Source organism: Micromonospora sp. R311, from assembly GCF_056780015.1.
Genome location: NZ_JBSWCE010000057.1, coordinates 1 through 23,426, shown reverse-complemented (window position 1 = coordinate 23,426; position 23,426 = coordinate 1). Strand labels below are relative to the sequence as shown.

Sequence of the window (23,426 nt, the reverse complement as noted above, 5' to 3'; positions counted from 1 at the left end):
CAGCGCCGACGCACCGAGGGAGCACGCCATGAACTACGACACCTTCATCGACCAGGTCGCCCAGCGCACCCGGACCTCGTCCGAGCGGGCCGTCGAGCTGACCCGGGCCACCCTGGAGACGCTGGCCGAGCGGCTGACCGGCGGGGAGGTGCTGGACCTGGCCGCCCAACTGCCCAAGCCGCTGCAGGTGGTGCTCAAGCCCAGCCCGCGCACCGAGTCGGCGGACCGGTTCGGCGCCGCGGAGTTCGTCGCCCGGGTCGCGCTGCGTGCCGGCGTCGACGAGCCGGCCGCCCGGGCCGGCGCGCGGGCGGTCTTCGTCACCCTGCGCGAGGCCATCACCGGCGGCGAGTTCGACGACGTGGCCACCCAACTGCCGCGCGACTTCCGGGACATCGTCGAGCCGGCGATGGCCCCCGGGGCCACGCTGCGCCGCTCCTGACCGCCCCCGCGCCGCCGGTCAGGCGATCGCGCCGGCCGCCCGGAGGTCGGCGATCCGGAGCGCGTCGAAACCCGCCTCGGCCAGCAGCTCGTCGGTGTGCTCACCGGGCTGCGGCGGCGGTCGGCGCAGTGCCGTCGGGGTGCCGGAGAACCGGGGCGCCGGCGCCGGCTGGGTCACCCCGTCCCGCTCCACGAAGGTGTGCCGGGCGGCCAGGTGCGGGTGCTCCGGCGCCTCCCGCCAGTCCAGCACCGGCGCCACGCAGGCGTCGGAGGCGCTGAGCAGCGCCGTCCACTCGTCCCGGGTACGGGTGCGGAACAGCCGCGCCCAGGCCGCCCGCAGCGCCGGCCAGTTCGCCGGGTCGGTACGGTCCAGCGCCTCGTCCGGGTGCAGCGGGAAGCCGGTGCGCCGGACCAGCTCGTCGTAGAAGCGCGGCTCCAGCGCGCCGACCGCCAGGTGCCTGCCGTCGGCGCACTCGTACGTGTCGTAGAAGGGCGCGCCGCCGTCGAGCAGGTTGACCCCGCGCGGATCCTGCCACATGCCGAGCTGCCGGAGCCCGTGGATCTGCGTGCTGAGCACCGCCACACCGTCCACGATGGCCGCGTCGACCACCTGGCCGGTGGCGCCGCCGCGCCCCGCGTACAGGGCGGCGACCAGGCCGAGGGCGAGCATCATTCCGCCGCCGCCGAAGTCGCCGAGCAGGTTCATCGGCGGCACCGGGCGCTCGCCGGCCCGTCCGATGCCGTGCAGCGCCCCGGTCAGCGCCAGGTAGCCGATGTCGTGCCCGGCGTACGGGGCGATCGGCCCGTCCTGCCCCCAACCGGTCATCCGCCCGTAGACCAGTCGCGGGTTGGCCGCGAGGCAGTGCGCCGGTCCGACGCCCAGCCGCTCGGTCACCCCCGGCCGGAAGCCCTCGATCAGCGCGTCCGCGCCGGCCACCAGGGTGAGCACCACCTCCCGGCCGCCCGCCGACTTCAGGTCGACGGCGATCGAGCGGCGGCCCCGGTTGAGCAGGTCCGGGTGCGGGGTGCCGAAGGCGGCCGGGTCCACGTCGGAGACCCGGTCCACCCGGACCACGTCGGCACCCAGGTCGGCGAGCATCATCGCGGCGAACGGGCCCGGTCCGATGCCGGCCAGCTCCACCACCCGTACGCCGGCGAGCGGGCCGGCCGGGACGTCCTCGGTCATCGGGCCACGATAGGCGCTGGCGGGTTTGCGCCGTAAGGGGCCGGGAATCGTCTGCCCGTCCAGGCGGGGAGGTGGCGTGGTCGAGGACCGGATCAGGGTGGCCATGCTGCACGGCCCGGGACCGCCGGAGCGCGACGGGGTGAGCGACTACGTTCATCACCTGCTGGCGGCGCTGGACGGGGCCGGGGTCGAGGTCACCGCCGTGCCGGTCCGGCCGGACGGCGACGGCTGGGCGGGCGCCACCGCCCGGGCCGCCCGCGAGGTGCGCCGGCTGGCACCGGACCTCGTGCACGTGCAGTTCGCGCCCTCGGCGTACCGGTTCTCCGGGCATCCGGGCCTGTTGCCGCTGCGGCTGCGGCGGACCGTCCCGCTGGTCACCACCCTGCACGAGTACGGCTGGTGGGCCTGCCCCGGCTGGCTGCCGGGACGGCTCTGGTCGGCGGTGGAGCGCACCCGGCGCTGGGACCGGGAGTCCGGCCGGCTGGTGCCGGCCAGCGCGGCCGTGATCGTCACCAACCCCGGCCACGCGGCCGTGCTGCGGTCCCGCACCGGCCGGGACGCCGTGCACATCCCGATCGCCCCGAACGTCACCGACCAGCTGGGCGCGCCCACCGCCGGGCACCGGCTGCGCGCCGAGCTGGGCCTGCCCGCGGGCGCGCCGGTGCTGGTGTTCTTCGGCTTCGTGCACCCGGTCAAGGGGGTGCGGTACCTGATCGAGGCGCTGCCGGAGCTGCGCCGGGAGCACCGGGACCTGCGGCTGCTGGTGGTGGGCGGGTTCACCTCCCAGGCGCTGCCCGAGGCCGAGGCGTGCGCGTTCCAGGCGGAGCTGGCCGCCCTGGCCCGCCGGCACGCGGTCGCCGACGCGGTGACCTTCACCGGCCACCTGCCCGCCGAGCGGGTCTCCGCCGCGCTGCACGCCGCCGACGTGGCGGTGCTGCCGTTCACCTCGGGGGTGGGTACGAAGAGCGGGGCGCTGCTCGCCGCGCTCGCCCACGGGCTGCCGACCGCGGTGACGGTGCCCGAGGCCGGCGACGACGAACTGGCCCGCAGCGGGGCGGTGGCGGTCATCCGGGAGCGCCGGGACGCCGCCGCCGTCGCCCGTACCGTCGGCAAGCTGCTCGCCGACCCGGTGCTGCGCCGGCGGCTCGCCGAACGCGGGCGGGCCTTCGCCGCCGCGTACTCCTGGCCCCGGGTGGCCGCCGCGCACCGCGACCTCTACCGGCGCACGCTGGAGCGGGCCGGTGCCTGACCGGTACGCGGACATCCTGGTGGTCGACCTGCTCGGCGGGATCGGCGACCTGCTGATGCTGCTGCCGGCGGTGCACGGCCTGGCCCGCCGCCATCCGGGCGCCCGGGTCCGGGTGCTCACCCACGAGCCGGGGGCGGACCTGGTCCGCGCCGACCCGGCGGTGACCGAGGTGCGCACCCCGCGGCACGGCCGGCCGGGTGCGGAGCGCGACGCGGTGGTCGCGGCGCTCGCCGAACGCCGCCCGGACCTGGCGGTCAGCACCACCCGCTACGACGGCATCCCGGAGCTGCTCGCGGCGGCGGCGACCCGGGCGGTGACCAACCTGTGGCGCCAGCCCCCGCCGGACCAGCCGGTCGGCGACCGGTACCTGGAGATCCTGCACGCCGAGGGGCTGCTGGACGCCGCCGACCGCGCCGCCCGGCCCCGGGTGCACGTCCCCGGCCGGGCCCGGGCCGCCGGGGAGCGGGTCGTCGGCAGGCTGGTCGGTGACCCGGTCGCGCCGCCGGTGGTGCTGGTCACCGACGCCGGCATGGCGGTGAAGCGCTGGCCGGACCGGCACTGGCGGACGCTGGCCGGCGAGCTGACCCGGCGCGGGCACCCGGTGCTGACCGTCGGCCCGGTGGACGCCCGCGACCCGCTCGGCGTCCCGCTGCCCCGCGCCGACCTGCCCACCCTGGCCGGGCAGCTCGCCGCCGTCGCCCGGCGCGGCGGGGTGGTGGTCGGCCCGGACACCGGCCCGGTGCGGCTCGCCGCGGCCGTCGGCGCCGCCACGGTCGCCCTCTTCGGCCCCACCGACGCCCGGCGGTACGGCATCGGCGGCGCCGACCTGCAGGGCCTGCCGGGGTGCCCGTACCGGCGCCCCACCGCGATCACCGAACAGCCCTGCTGGTGGCAGGCGCGCTGCCCGCTGGACGGCGCCGGGCCGGCCTGCATGGCCGACCTGGACGTCGGCCGCGTCCTCGCCGCGGTCACCGCCCGCCGCCCGGCTCGCGGGGGTGTCGCTTGGCGGGCGGAATGAGCCTGGCCTAACCTTGTCGCCACGAGGGGAGTACTTCCCACGAACCATTCCGGTCAGTACGGCGGGCCCCGGAGCGCGCCTCGGGTGGTTGCCCGCGAACGGTGGGTGAAGGAGACCTCGAACATGTCACGGTGTTCGAGGAGGCTCCATGACCGAATTGTCGTACCTTGCTGCCACCGAGATCCAGTCGGTCGGCACTCCCACCCTCTGGGGCGTCACGATCGCCGGCGTGCTCGCGCTGCTGGTGCTCGACTTCCTGGTCACCCGCCGCCCGCACGAGGTGTCGCTGCGCGAGGCGCTGGGCTGGTCGGCCTTCTACATCGCCCTCCCGCTGGCCTTCGGCGCCTGGCTCTGGTCCCGCTACGGCTCGCAGCAGGGCGTCGAGTACCTCACCGGTTACCTGGTGGAGAAGTCGCTCTCGGTCGACAACCTCTTCGTCTTCATGCTGCTGCTGGCCGCTTTCGCCGTGCCCGCGGTGCTCGCCCAGCGGGTCCTGCTCTACGGCATCGCCGGCGCCCTGGTGCTCCGGGCGGTCTTCATCGCCCTCGGTGCGGCGGCCCTGCAGACGCTCGACTTCGCCTTCCTGCTCTTCGCGGTCATCCTGCTCGCCACCGCGGTCAAGCTGCTGCGGGACGCCCTCTCCGGGCACGAGCAGGAGGTGGACATCAACAAGATGCGGTCGGTGCGGCTGTTGCGGAAGTTCATGCCGGTGACCGACGAGTACCACGGCACCCGGATGACCGTGCGCGAGCAGGGCCGACGCACGCTCACCCCGCTCGCGCTCGTGGTGGTCGCGGTGCTCGCCACCGACGTGGTCTTCGCGGTCGACTCGGTGCCGGCCGTCTACGGCATCACCGAGGATCCGTACCTGGTCTTCGCCACCAACGCGTTCGCCCTGCTCGGCCTGCGGGCGCTCTACTTCGTGCTGCACGCCGCGCTGAGCCGGCTGGTCCACCTCAGTTACGGGCTGGCCATCATCCTGGCCTTCATCGGCGTCAAGCTCGGCCTGCACTGGGCCCACGGCATCTGGAAGGGCGTGCCGGAGATCCCCACCCTGGCCTCGCTGGGTGTGATCATCGCCGTGCTGGTGGTGGTCACCCTCACCAGCTTGCGCGCCACCCGCGCCGCCACCCCGGGGCGGAAGGAGGTCCTCGCCGACCGGCGCTGACCGCCGCGCCGGGGATCACCCGGCCCGGTCCGCTGGGCCGACCGCCCCCCGCCGGGGCAGCCGGGGTGGTAGGACTGACGGGTGGGAATCGTGTCGCCAGGCTTCCAGGGTCGGCCCCGCTCGGCGGAGCCGGCCCTGCCGCCGGGCCAATACCTGACGCAGGACTTCCCGGTGCTCTCCGCCGGGCCGACGCCGCGGGTGCCGCTGGACACCTGGGAGTTCGTCATCACCACCGAGACGGGGGCGGAGTTCCGGTGGACCTGGGACGAGCTGATGGCGCTGCCCCAGGAGACGCCGACGGTGGACATCCACTGCGTCACCCGCTGGTCCAAGCGGGACACCACCTGGCAGGGCGTCTCGCTGGACACGCTGCTCGACGGCGTCGACACCGCCGCGGACTACGTGCAGGCACACTCGTACGGCGGCTACACCACCAACATGCCGCTGGAGGACCTGCTCGACGGGCGGGCCTGGGTGGCGCACACCTTCGAGGACGATCCGCTGCCCGCCGAGCACGGCGGGCCGGCCCGGCTGCTGGTGCCGCACCTCTACTTCTGGAAGTCGGCCAAGTGGGTGCACGGCATCCGGCTGACCCACACCGACGAGCCCGGATTCTGGGAGACCGCCGGCTACCACGACTACGGGGACCCGTGGCGTGAGCAGCGGTACCAGGGCGATTGACCGGCCCGTTGCGCTGGCGGGTGGCCCGGCTCGTGGAGCGCCGGGTCGAGACGCCGAGCGCGCACACCCTGGTGCTGGAGGTGCCCGGCTGGCCGGGGCACGTGCCCGGGCAACACCTCGACCTGCGGCTCACCGCCGAGGACGGCTACCAGACGGCGCGGTCGTACTCGGTGGCCGGGCCGGCGGTGGACGGCCCCGGTGGGCCGCGGATCGAGGTGACCGTGCAGCGGGTGCCCGACGGTGAGGTGTCGCCGTACCTGATCGACACGTACGCCGAGGGTGACCCGGTCGAGGTGCGCGGCCCGGTCGGCGGCTGGTTCGTCTGGCGGCCGGCGGAGACCGCGCCCGTGCTGCTGGTCGGCGGCGGATCCGGCGTGGTGCCGTTGATGGCGATGATCCGGGCCCGCCGGGCGGCCGGCAACCGGGCGCCGTTCCGGCTGCTCTACTCGGTGCGCACGCCGGCCGACGTGATCTACGCCGACGAGTTGCGCCGCCGGGCCCGCGACGACTTCGGCCTCGACGTGGCGTACGTCTACACCCGGCAGGCGCCCGAGGGGTGGCGGGGGGAGCCGCACCGGATCGGGCTGGCCGACGTGAACAGCCACGGCTGGCCGCCGGACCTGGAACCGCTCTGCTACGTCTGCGGTCCCACCGGGTTCGTGGAGACCGTGGCGGACCTGCTGGTCGGGCTGGGGCACCAGAGCCGGCGGGTGAAGACCGAACGATTCGGCCCCACCGGCTGAGCGTCGAGGAGGCACCATGACCGAGATGTCCTATTTGGACGGCAACATGCTCGACGGCCCGCTGCGCGAGCTGTTCGCCGTCGACCTGAGCGCCGCCACCGGCCGGTGCGAGCACTGCGGGCTGGTCGGCCCGATGGCCGGTTTACAGGTCTACTCGCACGCCCCCGGCCTGGTCGGGCGGTGTCCCAACTGCTCCGCGGTGATGCTGCGCCTGGTCCGCTCGCCCGACCGGGCCTGGCTGGACCTGCGCGGCAGCACCTTCCTCGCGGTGCCGATGCCGCTGGACCAGCCGCACCCCGGCCCGCTCTGACCGCCCGGCCGACCTGTCACGGTGACGCGCGGCACAACCGCCGCGCGGACCGGGTAACCGGCTGGACGCCGCTCGCCCGGGCGGCCACAGTTGTCGGCCGTGAGATATCTGCGCACCGCCGGCCCGGCCGGCATCCGCCGGCCGCGCCCCGCCGACGAGGCCGAGTTCGTCGCGGCCGCCCGGCGTAGCCGCGAACTGCACCACCCCTGGCTCGCCGCGCCCGACGACCCGGCCGCTTTCGCCGGGTACCTCGCCAAGATCCGCCGGCGGGACCACTCCGGCTACCTGATCTGCAACCGGGCCACCGGCGAGATCGCCGGCTACGCGAACATCAGCGGGATCCTGCTCGGCGCGCTGCGCGGCGGCTACCTCGGCTACGCGGCCTTCCTGCCGTACCGCGGCACCGGCCACGCCTCGGCCGGCGTCGGGCTGGTGATCGAGCACGCCTTCACCGTGCTGGGCCTGCACCGGCTGGAGGCGAACATCCAGCCGGGCAACGAGCCGTCCCGCCGGCTGGCCCGCAGGCTCGGCTTCCGGCTGGAGGGCTACTCACCGGACTACCTCTTCATCGACGGGGCCTGGCGCGACCACGAGCGCTGGGCGATCACCGCGCCGGCGGCCGGGTAGACCGGTGCCGGCCACCCGCGAAGGCGACCGGCACCGGCGGACGGCTCAGCGCCCGGGCCCGCGCGCGTCGGTGCGCTGCATGGTCAGCCGCTCGAACCGCCCCTGCTTGTGCTCGACCCGCCGCCGCTGTCGCGGCGTGAGCTGCTTGCGCCCGCTCTGCCGCAGGTAGATCGGCTGCCGCTGGTCGTTGGACATCGGCATGCTCATCACGGTGCCTCCGTCGTGGGCTCGGATGGGACCAGCGACCATGGTCCGCCGTCAGCGGGCGAGGTCACCCCACCCGAACCGGGTGAACCGGCTCAGCTGCCCGGGCGGGGGAACGCCACCGGGCTGCGGTGACCGTCGCGCCCCACCGCCCGGACGCCGAAGAAGACGTTGTCCTTGGACAGGTCGATGGTCACCTCGGTGACGTCGCCGACCGGGATCACCCGCTGCCACTCGGCCGCGGTGGTCTCCCGCCACACCACCTCGTAGCCGGCCAGGTCCGGCTCGGCGCCGCGCGTCCAGCGCAGGGTGGTGTCGTTGGTCAGGTTCGTCGTCACGATCACCACGTTCTTCGGCGTGCCCGGGGCGCGGGCCAGCGACCAGAGCGCGGCGCCGTTGACCCGGCCCACCCGGGTGATGTACGCGAAGTCGCAGAACTCCGGCAGGTCACCGAACTGCCGGCCGTCGACCACCCGGACGTCCTGGTGCTGGTGGGCGAAGTCCTCGTTCGGCTCGGTGAACCGGCCGGCCGGCCACCCCTCGCGCAGGAACGAGATGTGGTCGCTGCCGCGCAGGTAGCGGTCCCGCCGGTAGATCACCCGGACCCGCATGCCGGTGGCGGCGTTCTCGGCGGTGTCGGCGACGAACCGGGCCAGCTGCCGGGAGGGTGAGTCGTTCTCGCCGCCGACCGACTGCCGGGTGGCCGCCTCGGCCGGTGTCTCCGCCGTCGGCACCCCCTCGGCGAAGAGTCGCACGCTGTGCGGGTCGCGGGTGCCGTCGTCGGCCGTGCTGCTGCCGATGATGTCGTTGCTGAACATCCCCTGCACGTCCGCGCCGGCCGCCTTCAACTGCCGGGCCAGGTACGCCGAGCCGTACAGCCCCTGCTCCTCGCCGGCCACCGCGGCGAAGACGATGGTCGCGCCGGTGCGCCGGGTGGCCATCAGCCGGGCCAGTTCCATCACCACGGCCACCCCGGAGGCGTCGTCGTCGGCACCCGGCGCGTCGCTGACCGCGTCCATCACGTCGGTCGCCCGGGAGTCGTAGTGGCCGGTGACCACGTACGTCCGGTTCGGCGACGTCTCCCCGCGCAGCGTCGCCACCACGTTGGTGATCCGGGTGGGCACCGGGATCCGGGAGGCCGGTTCCTGGACGTACGACTGGAGTTCGACGGTCATCCGGCCGCCGGAGGCGGCGGCGTACTCGCGCATCCGGTCGTAGATCCAGTCGCGGGCGGCGCCGATGCCGCGTGCCGGGTCGTCCTGGGTGGAGAGGGTGTGCCGGGTGCCGAACGCCGCCAGCCGGCGGACGATCGCCTCGATCCGCCGCTGGTCGACCTGGCGGAGCAGGTCGCGCAGCTCCCGGTCGGGGGACTGCGGCCGGACCGGTCGGCCGGGCCCGGCCGGCGGTGCGTCGTGCGCGGCGGCCGGCTCGGCGAGCAGGGGGACGGCGACGGTGGCGGCGGTGGCGGCGGCGGAGGCGGACAGGAAAGCGCGCCGGGTGGACCTCGTGGGCCGGTCGCCGGCGGTGTCGTGGGATCCCATCACCGCATCCTCGCCATCGACGGCGGTGTTTGTCCATATCGCTATCCGTAGATGTTTCACCGGTTTCACCCGGAGCGGGTGATGACCGGACCCGGACATCCCGCCGGAGCTGGGTCGGATCACCATCGGCCGGATCCGGGCGTTCGGCCGGTGCTGGGGCCTCGAGGCGGTGCGGCGGACCGGGTACGTGCGGTTGGTCCCGGGCTGAGTGCCCTGAGCGCCACGTTTGTCCGCGCTTACGGTGGGAACGGGGCCGGAATGACGAAACCTCGTGTGGTGATCGTGGGGGCCGGGTTCGCCGGTTACCACGCGGCGAAGACGTTGAGCCGGCTGGCCAAGAACCGGGCCGAGATCGTGGTGCTGAACTCCACCGACTACTTCCTCTACCTGCCGCTGCTGCCCGAGGTGGCCGCCGGGGTGGTGGAGCCGACCCGGATCTCCGTGCCGCTGACCGGCACGCTTCCCGGGGTGCGGGTGGTCATCGGCGAGGCCGACCACGTCGACCTGCAGAACCGCTGGGTCGGCTTCACCCAGCCGGAGGGGGACCGCAACCGGCTGGCGTACGACCGGCTGGTGCTCGCCGTGGGCAGCGTCAACAAGCTGCTGCCCATCCCCGGGGTGACCGAGTACGCGCACGGCTTCCGCGGCCTGCCCGAGGCGCTGTACCTGCACGACCACGTGGTCCGCCAGATCGAACTGGCGGAGCAGGCCGAGGACCCGGCCGAGCAGCGGGCGCGCGCCACCTTCGTGGTGGTCGGCGCCGGCTACACCGGCACCGAGGTCGCCGCGCACGGCCAGCTCTTCACCGACGCGCTGGTCGCCCAGCGTCCCCGGCTCAAGATCCGCCCCAGGTGGCTGCTGCTCGACATCGCCCCCCGGGTGCTGCCCGAGCTGGACAAGCGGATGTCGGACACCGCGCAGCGGGTGCTCGACCGGCGCGGCGTCGACGTGCGGATGGGCACCTCGGTCGCCGAGGCCACCGCCGACGGGGTCAAGCTGACCGACGGCGACTACGTGCCGACCTGCACGCTGGTCTGGTGCGTCGGGGTACGCCCCGACCCGTTCGTGGCCGAACTGGGCCTGCGCACCGAGAAGGGCCGGCTGGTGACCGACGAGTACCTCACCGTCCCCGGCTTCCCCGAGGTGTACGCCTGCGGCGACGCCGCCGCGGTGCCCGACCTGACCCACCCCGGGCAGATCTGCACCATGACGGCGCAGCACGCCCAGCGGCAGGGCAAGCTGGTCGCGCACAACATCGCCGCCTCGTACGGGCGGGGGCGCCGCCGGCCGTACCGGCACCACGAACTGGGTTGGGTGGTCGACCTGGGGGGCAGGGACGCGGCGGCGAACCCGCTCAAGATCCACCTTTCCGGGCTGCCCGGCAAGGCGGTCACCCGCGGCTACCACCTGCTGGCGATGCCCGGTAACCGGGCCCGGGTGGGTGCCGACTGGCTGCTCGACGCGACGCTGCCCCGCCCGGCGGTCCAGCTCGGCCTGGTCCCGGCGAACGCCGTGCCGCTGGAGAGTTCCTCGCCCGAGGTCACCGTACGCGCCCGCTGAGCGCCTCCCGGTCCGCCGCCGCGGAGGCCGGACCTGCGCGCCGGTCAGCGGGTGTCGAGGGCGGCGTCGGTGGCCGGGCGCGCACCGGCCACGAACGCGTCCAGGGCCGCGCCGTGCAGCACGCCGCCGGGCACCGGATCGCGGGCGGCGACCGCCGCCAGCCGGCCGACCGGCAGCCGCCCGGGCCGCCGGGCGGCGGCGAGCACCAGGTTGCCGTAGCGCCGGCCGCGCAGCATCCGCCGGTCGGCGACCAGGCAGACCTCGGCGAACACGGCCCGCAGGGTGGCCACCTGGACCCGGGCGAAGACCAGCGGCGGCAGGTCGGTCACGTTGACCAGGTAGATGCCCTCCGGGCGCAGGGTGCGGGCCACCTCGGCGACGAACTCGACGGTGGTGACGTGCCCGGGCATCCGGGCCGCCCGGTAGATGTCGGCCAGCACCAGGTCGTACCGCCCGGACGGGGCGTCGGCCACCGCTTCGCGGGCGTCGGCGATCCGGATCTCCACCTCCGGCGGTGGCGCCGGCAGTTCCCGGGTCACCAGCTCGACCACCGCACGGTCCCGCTCGACGACCAGTTGCGCCGAGCCGGGCCGGGTCGCGGCCAGGTAGCGGGGGAGGGTCAGCGCCCCGCCCCCGAGGTGCAGCACGTCCAGCGGGCGGCCGGCCGGCGCCGCCAGGTCCGCCCCGGCGGCCATCCGTCGCACGTACTCGAAGTGCAGGTGACGCGGGTCGGCGACGTCCACGTACGACTGCTCGACACCGGCGGCGAGCAGCGTCCGCCCGCCGGGGCGGGCCGGGTCGGCGACCAGCTCCAACCGGTCGGCGGCGCGGTCCATGGCGGGCAACGCTAGTCGACGCCGTGGGGGCGTCGGGACGGGCCGGCGGAGTGCCCCCGCCGGCCCGGCGGACCGGTCAGCCGAAGTTCATCCCGGCGCCCACCTCGTCGATCGCGGCGTCGACGGCGTGGGCGAGGTCGACGTCCAGCGCCGTCACCGCGCGGGCCTGCCGGGACCGCACGGTCACCACCGCCGTGGTCGGGTCCACCCGGCCGATCTGCGGCCCGCGTCCGGTCTCGTCCCGGAGTTCGTCCAGCCGGTCGAGCACCCGCTCCAGGTTGTCCGCCGGCAGGGCGATGGTGCGCGAGAGCGAGGTGGTGTCACCCGACCAGTACGGCAGGTCGTCCAGCGCCGCCCGCACCTCGGCGTCGCCGAGCGTGGGCGTGCTGGTGCTCGGGCCCACCAGGCCGCCACCGGGCGCCGGCGGCGTCAGCAGGGCACGCAGGCCCTCCGGTACGTGCAGCGACCCGACCAGGTCACCGTCCTGGTCGGCCAGCGCCGCCACGGTCGCCTCCACCTGGTAGCGCGCCTGTTCCGGGGTGCTCCCGCTGATCCGGCCCACCTCGGCCAGGAAGCCGGGCAGGTCCTGGCGGCGCTCGATGCCGTCCACCGGGAGGACGTCGTGCAGCTTCGTCGGCACCGCGGTGAGCAGCCGCCGCCGTTCCGCCTCGCCCAACGCCCAGGCCAGGACCAGCACGGTCGCCTCGGCGCCGACCTTCGCGGTCCGGAAGTCCGTCCCGGTGCGGCGGGCGACGTCCTCGACCAGCTGGTGGTAGCCGATCGTGGCCTCGGCCGGGGGCGTGCCCATGCCCGGTTCCGCGCGCGGCCGCGGGTTCTCCGGGATACCCGCCGGTGGCGGCGCCGGGCCACCCCTCGTGGCGTCCGGCTTGTGCCGGCTGCCGGCCGGGGGCGGGCCGGCACGCTTACTCCGGTCCAGCTTGGTGAGCTGCTTGGAGCCGCTGAGGCTCGCGCCGACGTCGCCGGCCCGCAGCCCGCGCTCGCGGGCCTCCCGGGCCAGGGCCCGGCGGCGCTGGTTGTCGCCCTCCATCTGCTTGCGCATGGTGACACCTCGCTTCAGCTGGTGTTCCCTCGCTTCCGTCCGGCCGCCTTCCCGCCGTCGCCGCGACCGAAACGGACGCCCCGGCTCCGGCCGGCGCCGCCGGGGCCGGCCGGTGGCAGCTTCATCCCGCCGGGGTGAGGGACGGTCACCCGGGCAGCGCCGACGATCGGGGCGGACCGGGAAACTTCCGAGGTACGCGGAAGGGAAGGTCGTCATGAAGAGGATCGTCGAGATCGTGCCCGCCCGACCCGGCTGGTACGCCCGCTGGCGGCTCTCGCCCGAGGACACCCGTTGCTACCCGGTGAGCCTCTGGGCGTTGCTCGAGGAGGCCGATGGCAGCGGCCGTGAGGTGGTCGGGGTGGACTGCATCGGGCAGTGGCCCGGAGCGGACGACAACGAGGCGGGTGGGGAGTTCGTCCGCTATCTCTTCCAGACGCCCGATTCCGGTCCACCGGACGACGCCGAACCCCCCGCGGCGCCCGGCCGCGGCGCGACCGGGCCACGGTTGCAGCCGGTCGCGGCGCCCTGAGCCATCCTCCGGCCCCCGACCCCTGGTCCCAGGGTCGGGGGCCACCCCCCGCTCGCTCGTGCCGTCGACCCGCGGTCCCGCCGGGAACCGCGCGGGTGACCGGGGGGCGGGCGTGCGCCCTCAGCCGGCGGCGCGCATCCCGCCGTCGGACTGGCGCTCCGGGGCGGTGTCGAAGTCGAGTTCGCCGGCCAGCCGCAGCCGGGCCCGCCCGGCGTCGAGCCGGTCCACCTCGATGGTCAACAGCTGGGCGGCCATGCCCCCATGTTCCCAGCCGCCCGTCCGACGGCAAGCCGGGGGCCGTGCGGGCGGACCCCGGAGACGCGTGGGGTGGCGCTGCCGGCGGGCCGGCGTAGGGTGGGGTGCACGGACCTGACCAGGGACGCCGGTTCCCGGCGCAGCGGGCCGACGAGGAGAGTGGGGCTCAACTGGTGACTTCCACCGACGTCAGGGGCTCGGACCCGGGCGACGGTCGGATTTCCACGCCGGGCACCGCACGGGCGCCGATGCGGTCCGCGGGCGCACCGCCGATACCGGCCCGGGACCGCGCGCCCGGCCCGGTCGACTGGTCCGAGGTCGTCGCGCATGTCCGGGAGGGGTTCGTCGTCTGCGACGCCCGCGGCGTGGTCCGGCACGTGAGCCCGGTGGCCGAGCGGCTGCTGCCCGAGGTGGCGCCGGACGAGCCGCTGGCCGCCGCCGGGCTGCCGGGGCTGGCCGCCGCCGGCGAGTTCACCCACCACGGCCGCCGGCTGCGCACCCGCCTGGTGCCGCTCTCCGGCGCCCGCCGCTGCTGGTACGTCGAGGACGTCACCGAGAGCGTCGTCCGCGCCGAAGCGCTGCTCGCCGAGCGGGCCCGCTCGGCGTTCCTCGCCGTCGTCGGCGACAAGCTCGGCAACCCGCTGCACCCGGACCGGGCCGCCGCGGCGGTGGTCCGGCTCGCCGTGCCCACCCTCGCCGAGGTGGCGGTGCTGGTGCTCGCGCCCCGCTCCGGCCGGGCCCGCTGGTGGCGGGCGACCCGGGCCGACGACGAGGGGCACACGGTCCACAGCGGGGTGCTGGCCGCCGCCGACCTGCCGGCGGCGATCGCCGACGGGCTCGACGGCGCCGAACCGCACGCCGTCGACTGGCTGGTCGAGCAGGCCGCCGAGGCCGGCTGGCTGCCCGGCCTGGCCGCCGCCGAGGCCACCGCCCGGGTGGTGCCGCTGCCCGGCCGGGAGGCTGCGGCCGGGGTGCTGCTGGTCGCCCGCCGGGCCACCCGGTGGTACGCCGAGGACGACCTCGACCTCGTGCGCGCCTTCGCGGCGCGGGCCGGAGCGGCGCTGACCACCGCGCTGCTCTACCGTGACCAGGCCGAGGTGGCCGACACCCTGCAGGCCAGCCTGTTGCCGGTGGAGCCGGTCGAGGCGGCCGGTGTGCAGTGGGGCACCGCCTACCGGCCGGCCCAGGCGGGGCTGCGCATCGGCGGTGACTTCTACGGCTCGCACCGGTTGACCGACGGCGGGTCGGTCTTCTTCCTCGGCGACGTCTCCGGCAAGGGCGTGGAGGCGGCGGTGTTCACCGGACAGCTGCGCCAGTGCCTGCAGGCGCTGCACCGGGTGGAGTCGCAGCCCGCCCGGCTGCTCAAGCTGCTCAACGACGCTTTGCTGGAGACCACCCAGGCGCACGGTCAGGGCCGCTTCGCCACCATGGTGCTCGGCGTGGTCCGGCCGCACCGCGACGGCGGTCTCACCCTGACCATGGCCGGCGGCGGGCACCTGCCGCCGCTGGTGCTGCGCGCCTGCGGCACGGTGGAGCCGGTGGCGCTCTCCGGGATGCTGATCGGGGTGGTGCCCGACCCGCGTATCGGCGAGGTCACCGTCCGGCTGGCGCCGGGGGAGACCTGCCTGCTCTACAGCGACGGGGTGACCGAGGCGCGCGGCGGCCGGCGCGGCGACGAGCAGTTCGGCGCCGAGCGGTTGGTCACCGCGCTCACCGGCTGCCACCGGATGCCCGCGCCGGCGCTGGCCGAACGGGTCGAACAGCTCACCTGCGACTGGCTCGCCCAGGGCGACCACGACGACATCGCCGTGCTGGCCCTGCGCGCGGTCGGTCCGGGCGCCCGGCCGGTGCGGCACCTGCATTCCGTACCCGAGCCGAGGGAGAGCTCACCGTGACCGCCGCGACCACCGAGGCCGACCCGGCGGCGGTCTCTCCGTCATACCTGCACTGCCTCCAGGAGGCCGACGAGTACGCGGCGATCGGGGTCGCGCGGGGCCTGCTCGACGCGGGGGTGCCGGCCGAGCGGGTGCTGCTCGACCTGGTCGCCCCGGCGCAGGCCGAGGTGGGGGAGCGCTGGGCGCGTAACGAGTGGAGCGTGGCGCAGGAGCACGCGGCGACGCACATCAGCGAGCGGGTGGTGGCCGCGGTCGCGGCGCACGCGGATCCCCGGCCGACCCGGGGGCGGGTCGTGGTGGCGTGCATGGACGGCGAGTGGCACGCCCTGCCGCCGCGGCTGGTCGCCGAGGTGCTGCGGCTGCGCGGCTGGCAGGTCACCTTCCTCGGGGCCAGCGTGCCCGCCGCGCACCTGGTGTCCTATCTGCACCGGCACGACGCGCACGCGGTCGCCCTGGCCTGCGCGCTGCCGATGCGGCTGCCGCACGCGCACCGCACGATCGAGGCGTGCCGTCGCTCGGACGTGCCGATCGTGGTGGGCGGGCGCGGTTTCGGCGTGGACGGCCGGTGGGCCCGCCGGCTCGGGGTGGCCTGGGCGCCGGACGCGCCCTCGGCGGCCGACCTGGTCGCCGACGAGCGGTCGTTGCGTCGTACGCCACCGGCGGAGCTGTCCCACCTGGCCGACGAGGAGTACGCCAGCCTGGTCAAGCGGCGGGGCGAGCTGGTCGACGACGCCCTGGCCGATCTCCGGGAGCGGATGCCGGCCACCCGCGACTACACCCCCGCCCAGCTGGATTCGACGATCAGCGACCTCGGCTACATCCTGGATTTCCTGACCGCCGCGCTCTATGTGGACGACGGCACGCTGTTCACCGACTTCGTCGACTGGATGGCCGACATCCTCACCAGCCGGGGCGTGCCGGCCGCCGCGCTGGCCACGACCCTCGGGCACTACGCCGGGCTGCTGCGCGACTTCCCCCGGGCGGCGCGGTTCCTCGCGCTCGCCCGGGCCTCGGTGGCTCCGGCGGCCGACGCCGGCTGACCGTGCGGGCGGCCGGCGTGACCGCGCTTCGCGGCGGCCCGCTGTTCCCCACCTATACTTGCCCCACTGCAAGCGTTCGCCTGCGGTGGAGCGAGGGGGACACGGTGACGTTCACGGTCACGTACACCGAGGGCGACGGTGGGGCACGCCTGTGGCTCGCCGGGGAGCTCGACCTGAGCACCGCCGGGGAACTGGAGGCCGTGCTCGACCGGCTGGCCGACGCCGGGGCGCACCGGTTGCTGGTCGACCTCGGCGAATTGACCTTCTGCGACTCCACCGGCATCGCCGCCTTCGTGCGGGGGGACAACCGCGCCGCGGCCGCCGGGGGATGGTTGCGGATCACCGGAGCCACCGGCCGGGTGCGGCGGGTGCTCCAGGTCACCGGGCTGGGCGAGATCCTGGGCCACGAGTCCGACATGACCGACCCGGCGTCACAGACCGCCTCGTGATGGGCTAGATTTCCCCGCCAGCACGGTGATCGCCCGGTCTCCGTCCCCCGCCGACCCGAGGCAGGTAGTGATGCGTGCAGACACCCCCGGTCCGGTCCGCATCCTGGTGGTGGACGACGACCCGGGCGACGTGCTCATGATCGAGGAGGCGCTCGCGGACTCCGACGTCGACAAGGTCATCGACGTGGTCGGCGACGGCCAGGAGGCGATGGAGTTCCTGCGCCGCGAGGGCCGGCACACCGACGCCCGGCGGCCCGACGTCATCCTGCTCGACCTCAACATGCCCCGGATGGACGGACGGCAGGTGCTCGGCGAGGTCAAGGGTGACGAGGACCTGCGAACCATCCCGATCGTCGTGCTGACCACCTCGAACGCGGACACGGACATCGTCAGCAGCTACACCCTGCAGGCCAACGCGTACGTCACCAAGCCGATCGACCTGGACGACTTCAACGACGTGGTGCGCCGCATCGACGAGTTCTTCGGCCGGGTCGTGGTGCTGCCCAAGCGTCCCTGACTCGGCGCGGCGTCCGGTTCGCCGCCCGCGCGGACGTATCGTCCACGCCCGGCCGCCGCGCGCCATCCCCGCCCTGCGGGCGCTCGGATGCTGAACATTTTTCCCGAACCCGCTCGGCCGTCGCCGCCAGCGCAGAGGATCCAGGTGGGGAAGACACACCGCAGCTGCCTGGGGGGCGACAGTAATGAGGTTCTCCGTCGTTGAGACCGGCTACGACCCGCGGCAGGTCGATTCCTGCCTGGACGACCTGGGGGTCCGGTTGACCCGGCTCGCGGCGCGGGCGGAGCGCGCCGGGGGAGCCGATCGGGAGTGGGACCTGATCCGGCAGGAGGCGACCGGGCTTCTGGGCCTGCTGCGGCGGCTGGAGACCGGCGAGCCGGGCGCGGGCCGGCGCGGCCCCGGCGAGCTGGAGCGGGAGGCGGCCGAGATCCTCGCCCGGGCGCGGTTCGAGCTCGACGCGGCCCGCGAGGAGGCCCGGCAACTGCGCGAGCAGGCGTACGCCGACGCGCTGCGCGCCCGCCGCGAATTCGAGGCGGCGTTGCAGGCCCGGCGGCGCCGGGAGGCCCGGGCCGACGAGATCCTCGGCGGCCTGCGGGTCGAGCCGGTGCCCCCGGACACCCCGACCGCGGCCGCGGCGGTCACCGGCTCCGGCGTGCCGGCGACCCGGGCCGCGGCCGGTGGCGACCCGGACGCCGCCGGACGCGACGCGCGGGTGCGCTGAGCGGCTCGGACCACACCGGGTGGTGGCCGGGCTCAGACCAGGGCGGCCACCACGGTGGTGGCCCGCTCCTCGTGCTGGGCGTACGCGTAGGGGAAGGCGGAGATCTGCACGGCCTGCGCGGCCCCGGTGACGCTCATCTCCTGCCAGCCGGGGATCTCGCGCAGCGCCGCGTAGAACGCCCGCGCCGCGTACGCCGGGCGCATCAGGTCCCGCACGGTGCCCCAGCCGCTGCTGGGGCGCTGCTGGAACAGCCCGACGGAGTCGTGGTCCCAGCCGATGGCCTGGTGCGGGTAGTTCTGCGACTCGGGGAGCACGCCGCTGGCGTAGTTGTAGAGGTTGCTCTCCTGCATGGCGGTGGCGATGGCGACCACCAGCCCCCGGCGGGGCATCTTCATGTCCCGCCCGACGTCCACGATGATCTTCGCGTTGTCCATCTGCGCCTGGGTCAGCCCGGCGACCGGACGGGGACGGCGGGGCTTGGCGGGCTTCTTCGGCGGCTTGCGGGTGGCCGAGGGGGTGGGCTTCGGCGTCGGGCTGGGGCTGGCCGGCGCGGGGGGCGCGACCCGGTCCAGCGAGCGGGAGGCCGGCTCGTCGGCCGCCGCGGCCCGCTCGGCCACCGCCTCGGCCACCGTCTCGCGCGGCGGGGCGTCGTCCCGGATGACACCGAACGCGGCCACACCGAGGCAGCAGGAGACGCCGGTGGCGAGCGCGACCCGGGCGGGGGCCGAGGTCAGCAGGGCGCGGACGCCGCGCCGGGGCGGCGGCTCGGGGGAGCGGTGACGGCCGGTCGTCCGTTCGGTTGATGCGGCGTCGGTCGGATGGGTATCCGGCCGCTCCTCGGTCAGCTTCTGGGCGGAGGGGTCGTCGTGGTGCACCCGCCGAGGCTAGAAAGCCCTTGAGCCGTTGCCACGCGTCTAGTTGGTGGCATGCGTCACAATTTGGCCCGATCCGGAGGACGATCGGGGGCGGTTGATCAGTTAGCCGGCATCACACCGGTGTCCGTCTTTCCCTACATGCCGGATATTCCTGAAGGAAAGCGGCAGATCATTGATCTTGGGACGGCGGTTTGCCCGTGGTGTCGGCCTCCCCCGAACGGAGGAGGCCACCTTCGGTCGTCCGGGCCCGACCGGACTGGGCCACGCGGTCCCCCGGCGGAGCCGGCCCGCCCGTGGGTCAGTGGCGACCGTTCTCGGCCGGGCTGACCGTGAGCCGGTGGCGGCTGCCGTCGCCGCTGGAGAACGGCCAGAGCTGGTCGGCGTGCTCGACCAGCTGCGCCAGCTGCTGCCGGCTCAGCCCGGCCGAGGCGATGGAGGCGTGCACGTCGGCCCGGTACCGGCCGTCGTCGTCGCGGCCCAGCTTCGCCTCCGCGCGGACCTGCACGGTGTGCGCCTCGTCGGTGATCCCCCCGGCCGCCTCCACCGCCGCGTGGTGCAGGCAGGACGCGAAGGCGGCGGCGAGCAGCTGCGACGGGGTCAACCCGGTGCAGTGCGGCGCCAGCGGAGACGCCAGCGCGGTGTCGAGCCCCTCGTCGTCGGTGCGTACGTGGCCGCCCTCGGCGGTCGCGGTGGCTGTCTCGTTGAGCCAGGAACTCGGATCCGGCATCGCGTTCCTCCCGTCACTCCCCGCCCGGCTACCCGGCCCCTGCCCGGTGAAACCGCAGGGCAGGGGCCGGGTGGCCGGGGTGAGCCGGCGCGCTAGCCGTCCGCGACCGGGGCGACCTCGGTCGCCTCGGCGGCCGCCCGCTCGGTCCACGGGGACACCGCCGGCCGCCGCGGCCGCGGGGGAGTCGGCAGCCGCATCGGCACGTACACCCGGGCGTCCACCGCCTCGGCCAGCACCAGCGCCGCCACCAGGCTGCTCGGCCGCGCGGCCGGATCGTCGGCCAGGCAGCGCGTGCACAGCTCGGCCACCTCCGCGGGCAGCCCGTCGACCTCGGGTAGCGGCCGCGGGGACTGCCGACGGCGCGCGCCGAACAGCTGGGTCATCGTGCCGGCCGGGTACGGCAGCCGCCCGGACAGGCAGTAGTAGAGCAGCACGCCGAGGGCGTACATGTCGGCGGCCGGCGTGGCCGGGGCCCGGTCCAGCTGTTCCGGCGCCAGGTACGCGGGTGTGCCGACGACCATCCCGTCCGGCGTCGGGTCCGGGGCGCCCGCCGGGGTGGCGATGCCGAAGTCGAGCACCTTGACGCCGACCGGGGTGAGCATCACGTTGGCCGGCTTGACGTCCCGGTGCACGATGCCGTGCGCGTGCGCCGCGGCCAGCGCGGCGCTCACCTCGGCGCAGACCCGCACCGCGATCCGCCAGTCCAGCGGCCCGGCCCGCAGGTGCGCGGCCAGCGTCTCGCCCTCGGCCAGCTCCATCACGATGTACGGCACCTCGCGCCCCGGCAGCGTCGCGCAGGTGCCGAAGTCGTGCACGCTGGCCACGTTCGGGTGCACCAGCCGGGCCGCGGAGCGGGCCTCGGCCCGGATCCGCTCCACCGAGGTGTCCTGCTCCTCCTGCCCGGGCGAGATCAACTTGACCGCGACCGGCCGGTCCAGCACCGCGTCGTGGGCCCGCCAGACCTCCGACATGCCGCCGATGCCGATGCGCTGTTCGAGCCGGTACCGCCCGTCCAGCGTCCTCATCGACCGCTCCTCGTGCTCGTCACCTCCGGCACCGCGCGTGCCTCCGGTCGCGGTACCCGGCCCCCGATCAGGGCAAACCGCCGTCCCTTCCGGCGGGACCGGGGTCTGGCCGGCGCGGCGCTGCGGTAGCTTGCGAGCCAGGGCGGTGTCCGGGCCGGCGGGCCGGCCGCCGCGGCGCGCAGGAGGTCGGGCGATGAGCGGGGTGAGCGTTCGGTTCGTCGGCGGGCCGGCCCACGACCTGGTCCGGGAGCTGCCCGCCGACCCCGACGGCGCGCCGCCGGCGCGGTGGGTCCTGAGCCACCCCGCCGGGGCCGGCGCGGCCGTGCCGGGCGGGCCGGACCACCTCTACGAGCGGGGCCGCCCGGACGGCGGGGGCACCTGGACGATGACCTACGTGCGCACCGACCCGATCGGGATCACCGAGTGAGCCGTCCGTACAGCTGGCACACAGCCGGCACACACGTGGACCGCAGGCTGCCCGGCCACCATGACGGCCATGGAGAGAGACGGGCGGACCCGGGTGGAGCTGCGGCGCCCGGACGGTGAGCCGGTCCGGGTGCTGGTGGTCGACGACGAGCCGACCCTGGCCGACCTGCTCGCGATGGCGCTGCGCTACGAGGGCTGGCAGGTGCGCACGGCCGGCGACGGGACGGCGGCGCTGGGCGCGGCGCGGCAGTTCCAGCCGGACGCGGTGATCCTCGACGTGATGCTGCCGGACCAGGACGGATTCCAGGTGCTGCGGCGGCTGCGCGAGCAGGCCCCGACGGTCCCGGTCCTCTTCCTGACCGCCCGGGACGCGGTGCAGGACCGGGTCGCCGGGCTGACCGTGGGCGGCGACGACTACGTCACCAAGCCGTTCAGCCTGGAGGAGGTGATCGCCCGGCTGCGGGGGCTGCTGCGCCGCTCCGGGTTCGCGGTCGCCGCGCGGGAGGAGGCGCTGCTCACCGTCGGTGACCTCAGCCTCGACGAGGACAGCCACGAGGTGCGCCGGGCCGGCCAGGTGATCACCCTGACCGCCACCGAGTTCGAACTGCTGCGCTACCTGATGCGCAACCCGCGCCGGGTGCTGAGCAAGGCGCAGATCCTGGACCGGGTCTGGCACTACGACTTCGGCGGCCAGGCCAACGTCGTCGAGCTCTACATCTCGTACCTGCGGAAGAAGATCGACGCCGGCCGCGAGCCGATGATCCACACGCTGCGCGGGGCGGGATATGTCCTCAAGCCGGCCGGGTGACCGCGCCGGTCGGCGGGGCGGGCTGCGGCGTTGGCTCGCCGGCCGGTCGCTGCGCACCCGGCTGGTGGTCACCCTGGTCGGGCTGCTGGCGGTGGTCAGCGTCGCGATCGGCGGCCTGACCACGGCGGCGCTGCGGCAGGTCCTGGTCGAGCGGATCGACGCCCAGCTGGTGCCCGGGGCGATGTCCCGAGGAGACCGCCCGTTCCCGCCGGTCTCCGCCGGCCGGCCGGACCTCCCGCCGGGGCTGCCACCCGGCTCCGTCGCCGCCACGGTCGTCGACGGCCGGGTGACCGAAGCACGGACCCAGGCCGGCACCCGGCACGGCGGCGAGCCGGTGCCGGTCGGGGAGGTGGCGGCGCTGGCCCGGCTGCCGGTGGGCGCGGCGCCGCGCACCGTCGACCTGGGCGAGCGCGGCGACTACCGCGCGGTGGCCCGGCAGTTGCCCGGCGGGCGGGTCCAGGTCGTCGCGCTGCCCCTGGCCGGGGTGCGGGAGACCGTCTGGTGGATGATCGCCGCGCAGGCCGGGGTGGCCACCGCCGGGCTGCTGGTGACGGGCACCGCCGGGGCGCTGATCGTGCGGGCCACGCTGCGTCCGCTGCGCCGGGTCGCCGCCACCGCCGGCCGGGTGAGCGAGCTGCCGCTGGATCGCGGCGAGGTGGCGCTCTCCGAGCGGGTGCCCGCGGCGGACACCGATCCGCGGACCGAGGTCGGCCAGGTCGGCGGCGCGCTGAACCGGATGCTCGGCCACGTCGCCGACGCGCTCGCCGCCCGGCAGGCCAGCGAGACCCGGGTACGCCAGTTCGTCGCCGACGCCAGTCACGAGCTGCGCACCCCGCTGGCCGCGATCCGGGGCTACGCCGAGGTGGCCCGGCGCGGCCGGGACCGGGTGCCGCCCGACGTGGCGCACGCGTTGCGCCGGGTGGAGTCGGAGAGCATCCGGATGACCAGCCTCGTCGACGACCTGCTGCTGCTCGCCCGGCTGGACACCGGCCGCCCGCTCGCGGTCGAACCGGTCGACCTCACCGCACTGGTGGTGGACGCGGTCAGCGACGCGCACGCGGCCGGCCCGGAGCACCGCTGGCGACTCGATCTGCCCGACGTGGTGATCCGGGTGCCCGGCGACGCCGCGCGGCTGCACCAGGTGGTGGCGAACCTGCTGGCCAACGCCCGGGCGCACACCCCGCCGGGCAGCACGGTCACCACCGCGCTGCGCGCCGCGCCGGACGCCGCCGTGCTCAGCGTCGCCGACGACGGCCCCGGGGTGCCCCCGGAGCTGCTGCCCGAGGTCTTCGAGCGGTTCGCCCGCGCGGACACCTCGCGCTCCCGGGCGCACGGCAGCACCGGCCTCGGCCTGGCCATCGTGGCCGCCGTGGTGGCGGCCCACCACGGCGCCGTGGCGGTGGAGAGCTGGCCCGGCCGGACCGTGTTCACCGTGCGGCTGCCGGATCCCACCGCGGACCCCTAGACGAGTAGTTCCGAATCCCGGTCAGTGGTCGTAGGCGATCAGTGACCGGGTGACGGGTGCGCCGGTCTTGTTG

27 protein-coding genes are annotated in these 23,426 nt (G+C 75.5%); 18 read left to right on the top strand and 9 right to left on the bottom strand.

All coding sequences use genetic code 11. From position 1 onward, the window contains the following. Window positions 1–28: 28 nt before the first annotated feature. Window positions 29–439: a DUF2267 domain-containing protein gene (locus tag AC1WTP_RS31870; protein WP_481652945.1), complete on the top strand. Its 411-nt coding sequence runs from the start codon at window positions 29–31 to the stop codon at window positions 437–439. Window positions 440–457: 18 nt separating this feature from the next. On the opposite strand, the gene AC1WTP_RS31865 is transcribed toward AC1WTP_RS31870, so the two are convergent. Further along, the gene (locus tag AC1WTP_RS31865; RefSeq protein WP_481652944.1) at window positions 458–1,624 is read right to left on the bottom strand and encodes a CaiB/BaiF CoA transferase family protein; all 1,167 of its coding nucleotides are present in this window, start codon (window positions 1,622–1,624) and stop codon (window positions 458–460) included. A gap of 76 nt (window positions 1,625–1,700) precedes the next feature. Here AC1WTP_RS31865 and AC1WTP_RS31860 point away from each other — a divergent pair, with 76 nt between their 5' ends. From AC1WTP_RS31860 to AC1WTP_RS31830, 7 genes are all read left to right on the top strand, one after another. Then, window positions 1,701–2,873, top strand: coding sequence for a glycosyltransferase (locus AC1WTP_RS31860; protein ID WP_481652943.1), 1,173 nt, complete (start codon window positions 1,701–1,703; stop codon window positions 2,871–2,873). Further along, window positions 2,866–3,891, top strand: a complete 1,026-nt coding sequence (locus AC1WTP_RS31855; protein WP_481652942.1) for a glycosyltransferase family 9 protein — start codon at window positions 2,866–2,868, stop codon at window positions 3,889–3,891. The genes AC1WTP_RS31860 and AC1WTP_RS31855 overlap by 8 nt, the downstream gene beginning before the upstream one ends. A 148-nt stretch (window positions 3,892–4,039) precedes the next feature. Then, a complete protein-coding gene (locus AC1WTP_RS31850; RefSeq protein WP_481652941.1) occupies window positions 4,040–5,059 on the top strand; it encodes a TerC family protein in 1,020 nt (339 codons plus the stop codon). A gap of 90 nt (window positions 5,060–5,149) precedes the next feature. Next, window positions 5,150–5,740: a sulfite oxidase-like oxidoreductase gene (locus AC1WTP_RS31845; RefSeq protein ID WP_481652952.1), complete on the top strand. Its 591-nt coding sequence runs from the start codon at window positions 5,150–5,152 to the stop codon at window positions 5,738–5,740. Then, complete coding sequence (locus AC1WTP_RS31840) at window positions 5,737–6,483, top strand: ferredoxin reductase (protein WP_481652940.1); 747 nt, start codon at window positions 5,737–5,739, stop codon at window positions 6,481–6,483. Before AC1WTP_RS31845 ends, AC1WTP_RS31840 begins: the two co-directional genes overlap by 4 nt. A 16-nt stretch (window positions 6,484–6,499) precedes the next feature. Then, entirely contained in the window at window positions 6,500–6,793 is a 294-nt protein-coding gene (locus tag AC1WTP_RS31835; protein WP_481652939.1) for a DUF6510 family protein, read from the top strand. 99 nt (window positions 6,794–6,892) lie between these two features. Continuing rightward, complete coding sequence (locus tag AC1WTP_RS31830; protein WP_481652938.1) at window positions 6,893–7,420, top strand: GNAT family N-acetyltransferase; 528 nt, start codon at window positions 6,893–6,895, stop codon at window positions 7,418–7,420. 45 nt (window positions 7,421–7,465) lie between these two features. On the opposite strand, the gene AC1WTP_RS31825 is transcribed toward AC1WTP_RS31830, so the two are convergent. Together AC1WTP_RS31825 and AC1WTP_RS31820 are read right to left on the bottom strand one after the other, a co-directional pair. Beyond that, window positions 7,466–7,621 carry a hypothetical protein gene (locus AC1WTP_RS31825; protein WP_481652937.1) on the bottom strand — a complete coding sequence of 52 codons (156 nt, stop codon included), beginning with the start codon at window positions 7,619–7,621 and terminating at the stop codon, window positions 7,466–7,468. A gap of 98 nt (window positions 7,622–7,719) precedes the next feature. Beyond that, complete coding sequence (locus AC1WTP_RS31820) at window positions 7,720–9,165, bottom strand: M20/M25/M40 family metallo-hydrolase (RefSeq protein ID WP_481652936.1); 1,446 nt, start codon at window positions 9,163–9,165, stop codon at window positions 7,720–7,722. Window positions 9,166–9,423: 258 nt separating this feature from the next. Here AC1WTP_RS31820 and AC1WTP_RS31815 point away from each other — a divergent pair, with 258 nt between their 5' ends. Beyond that, window positions 9,424–10,725, top strand: a complete 1,302-nt coding sequence (locus tag AC1WTP_RS31815) for an NAD(P)/FAD-dependent oxidoreductase (RefSeq protein WP_481652935.1) — start codon at window positions 9,424–9,426, stop codon at window positions 10,723–10,725. Window positions 10,726–10,769: 44 nt separating this feature from the next. On the opposite strand, the gene AC1WTP_RS31810 is transcribed toward AC1WTP_RS31815, so the two are convergent. Both AC1WTP_RS31810 and AC1WTP_RS31805 read right to left on the bottom strand, forming a co-directional pair. Continuing rightward, on the bottom strand, window positions 10,770–11,561 hold the full coding sequence (locus tag AC1WTP_RS31810; protein ID WP_481652934.1) for a spermidine synthase: 792 nt from the start codon (window positions 11,559–11,561) through the stop codon (window positions 10,770–10,772). Window positions 11,562–11,637: 76 nt separating this feature from the next. After that, entirely contained in the window at window positions 11,638–12,621 is a 984-nt protein-coding gene (locus AC1WTP_RS31805) for a DUF2267 domain-containing protein (protein ID WP_481652933.1), read from the bottom strand. Between the two features lie 214 nt (window positions 12,622–12,835). Here AC1WTP_RS31805 and AC1WTP_RS31800 point away from each other — a divergent pair, with 214 nt between their 5' ends. Beyond that, window positions 12,836–13,150 carry a hypothetical protein gene (locus AC1WTP_RS31800; protein WP_481652932.1) on the top strand — a complete coding sequence of 105 codons (315 nt, stop codon included), beginning with the start codon at window positions 12,836–12,838 and terminating at the stop codon, window positions 13,148–13,150. Between the two features lie 120 nt (window positions 13,151–13,270). Here AC1WTP_RS31800 and AC1WTP_RS31795 read toward each other — a convergent pair whose 3' ends face one another. Then, window positions 13,271–13,405, bottom strand: coding sequence for a hypothetical protein (locus tag AC1WTP_RS31795; RefSeq protein ID WP_481652931.1), 135 nt, complete (start codon window positions 13,403–13,405; stop codon window positions 13,271–13,273). A 173-nt stretch (window positions 13,406–13,578) separates the two neighbouring features. On the opposite strand from AC1WTP_RS31795, the gene AC1WTP_RS31790 reads away from it, so the two are divergent. From AC1WTP_RS31790 to AC1WTP_RS31770, 5 genes are all read left to right on the top strand, one after another. Beyond that, the gene (locus AC1WTP_RS31790) at window positions 13,579–15,300 is read left to right on the top strand and encodes a PP2C family protein-serine/threonine phosphatase (RefSeq protein WP_481652930.1); all 1,722 of its coding nucleotides are present in this window, start codon (window positions 13,579–13,581) and stop codon (window positions 15,298–15,300) included. Further along, window positions 15,297–16,340 (top strand): cobalamin B12-binding domain-containing protein, encoded by a 1,044-nt coding sequence (locus AC1WTP_RS31785; RefSeq protein ID WP_481652929.1) that lies wholly within the window; start codon window positions 15,297–15,299, stop codon window positions 16,338–16,340. The genes AC1WTP_RS31790 and AC1WTP_RS31785 overlap by 4 nt, the downstream gene beginning before the upstream one ends. Window positions 16,341–16,444: 104 nt before the next feature. Then, window positions 16,445–16,789 carry an STAS domain-containing protein gene (locus AC1WTP_RS31780; protein WP_481652928.1) on the top strand — a complete coding sequence of 115 codons (345 nt, stop codon included), beginning with the start codon at window positions 16,445–16,447 and terminating at the stop codon, window positions 16,787–16,789. Window positions 16,790–16,859: 70 nt separating this feature from the next. Further along, window positions 16,860–17,306, top strand: coding sequence for a response regulator (locus AC1WTP_RS31775; RefSeq protein ID WP_481652927.1), 447 nt, complete (start codon window positions 16,860–16,862; stop codon window positions 17,304–17,306). A 184-nt stretch (window positions 17,307–17,490) separates the two neighbouring features. Beyond that, window positions 17,491–18,027: an ATPase gene (locus AC1WTP_RS31770; RefSeq protein ID WP_481652926.1), complete on the top strand. Its 537-nt coding sequence runs from the start codon at window positions 17,491–17,493 to the stop codon at window positions 18,025–18,027. Window positions 18,028–18,059: 32 nt separating this feature from the next. Here the strand turns inward: AC1WTP_RS31770 and AC1WTP_RS31765 are convergent, their stop codons facing one another. From AC1WTP_RS31765 to AC1WTP_RS31755, 3 genes are all read right to left on the bottom strand, one after another. Then, a complete protein-coding gene (locus AC1WTP_RS31765) occupies window positions 18,060–18,902 on the bottom strand; it encodes a hypothetical protein (RefSeq protein ID WP_481652925.1) in 843 nt (280 codons plus the stop codon). Window positions 18,903–19,200: 298 nt separating this feature from the next. Next, on the bottom strand, window positions 19,201–19,629 hold the full coding sequence (locus AC1WTP_RS31760; RefSeq protein ID WP_481652924.1) for an OsmC family protein: 429 nt from the start codon (window positions 19,627–19,629) through the stop codon (window positions 19,201–19,203). A 92-nt stretch (window positions 19,630–19,721) separates the two neighbouring features. After that, window positions 19,722–20,654 (bottom strand): serine/threonine-protein kinase, encoded by a 933-nt coding sequence (locus AC1WTP_RS31755; protein ID WP_481652923.1) that lies wholly within the window; start codon window positions 20,652–20,654, stop codon window positions 19,722–19,724. Between the two features lie 193 nt (window positions 20,655–20,847). Between AC1WTP_RS31755 and AC1WTP_RS31750 the strand changes: the two genes are divergently transcribed. The 3 genes from AC1WTP_RS31750 (at window position 20,848) to AC1WTP_RS31740 (ending at window position 23,353) form a co-directional block, all read left to right on the top strand. Continuing rightward, window positions 20,848–21,081, top strand: a complete 234-nt coding sequence (locus tag AC1WTP_RS31750; RefSeq protein ID WP_481652922.1) for a hypothetical protein — start codon at window positions 20,848–20,850, stop codon at window positions 21,079–21,081. A 69-nt stretch (window positions 21,082–21,150) separates the two neighbouring features. Beyond that, window positions 21,151–21,888, top strand: coding sequence for a response regulator transcription factor (locus AC1WTP_RS31745; protein WP_481652921.1), 738 nt, complete (start codon window positions 21,151–21,153; stop codon window positions 21,886–21,888). Beyond that, window positions 21,866–23,353: a sensor histidine kinase gene (locus AC1WTP_RS31740; RefSeq protein ID WP_481652920.1), complete on the top strand. Its 1,488-nt coding sequence runs from the start codon at window positions 21,866–21,868 to the stop codon at window positions 23,351–23,353. The genes AC1WTP_RS31745 and AC1WTP_RS31740 overlap by 23 nt, the downstream gene beginning before the upstream one ends. Window positions 23,354–23,426: the final 73 nt, after the last annotated feature.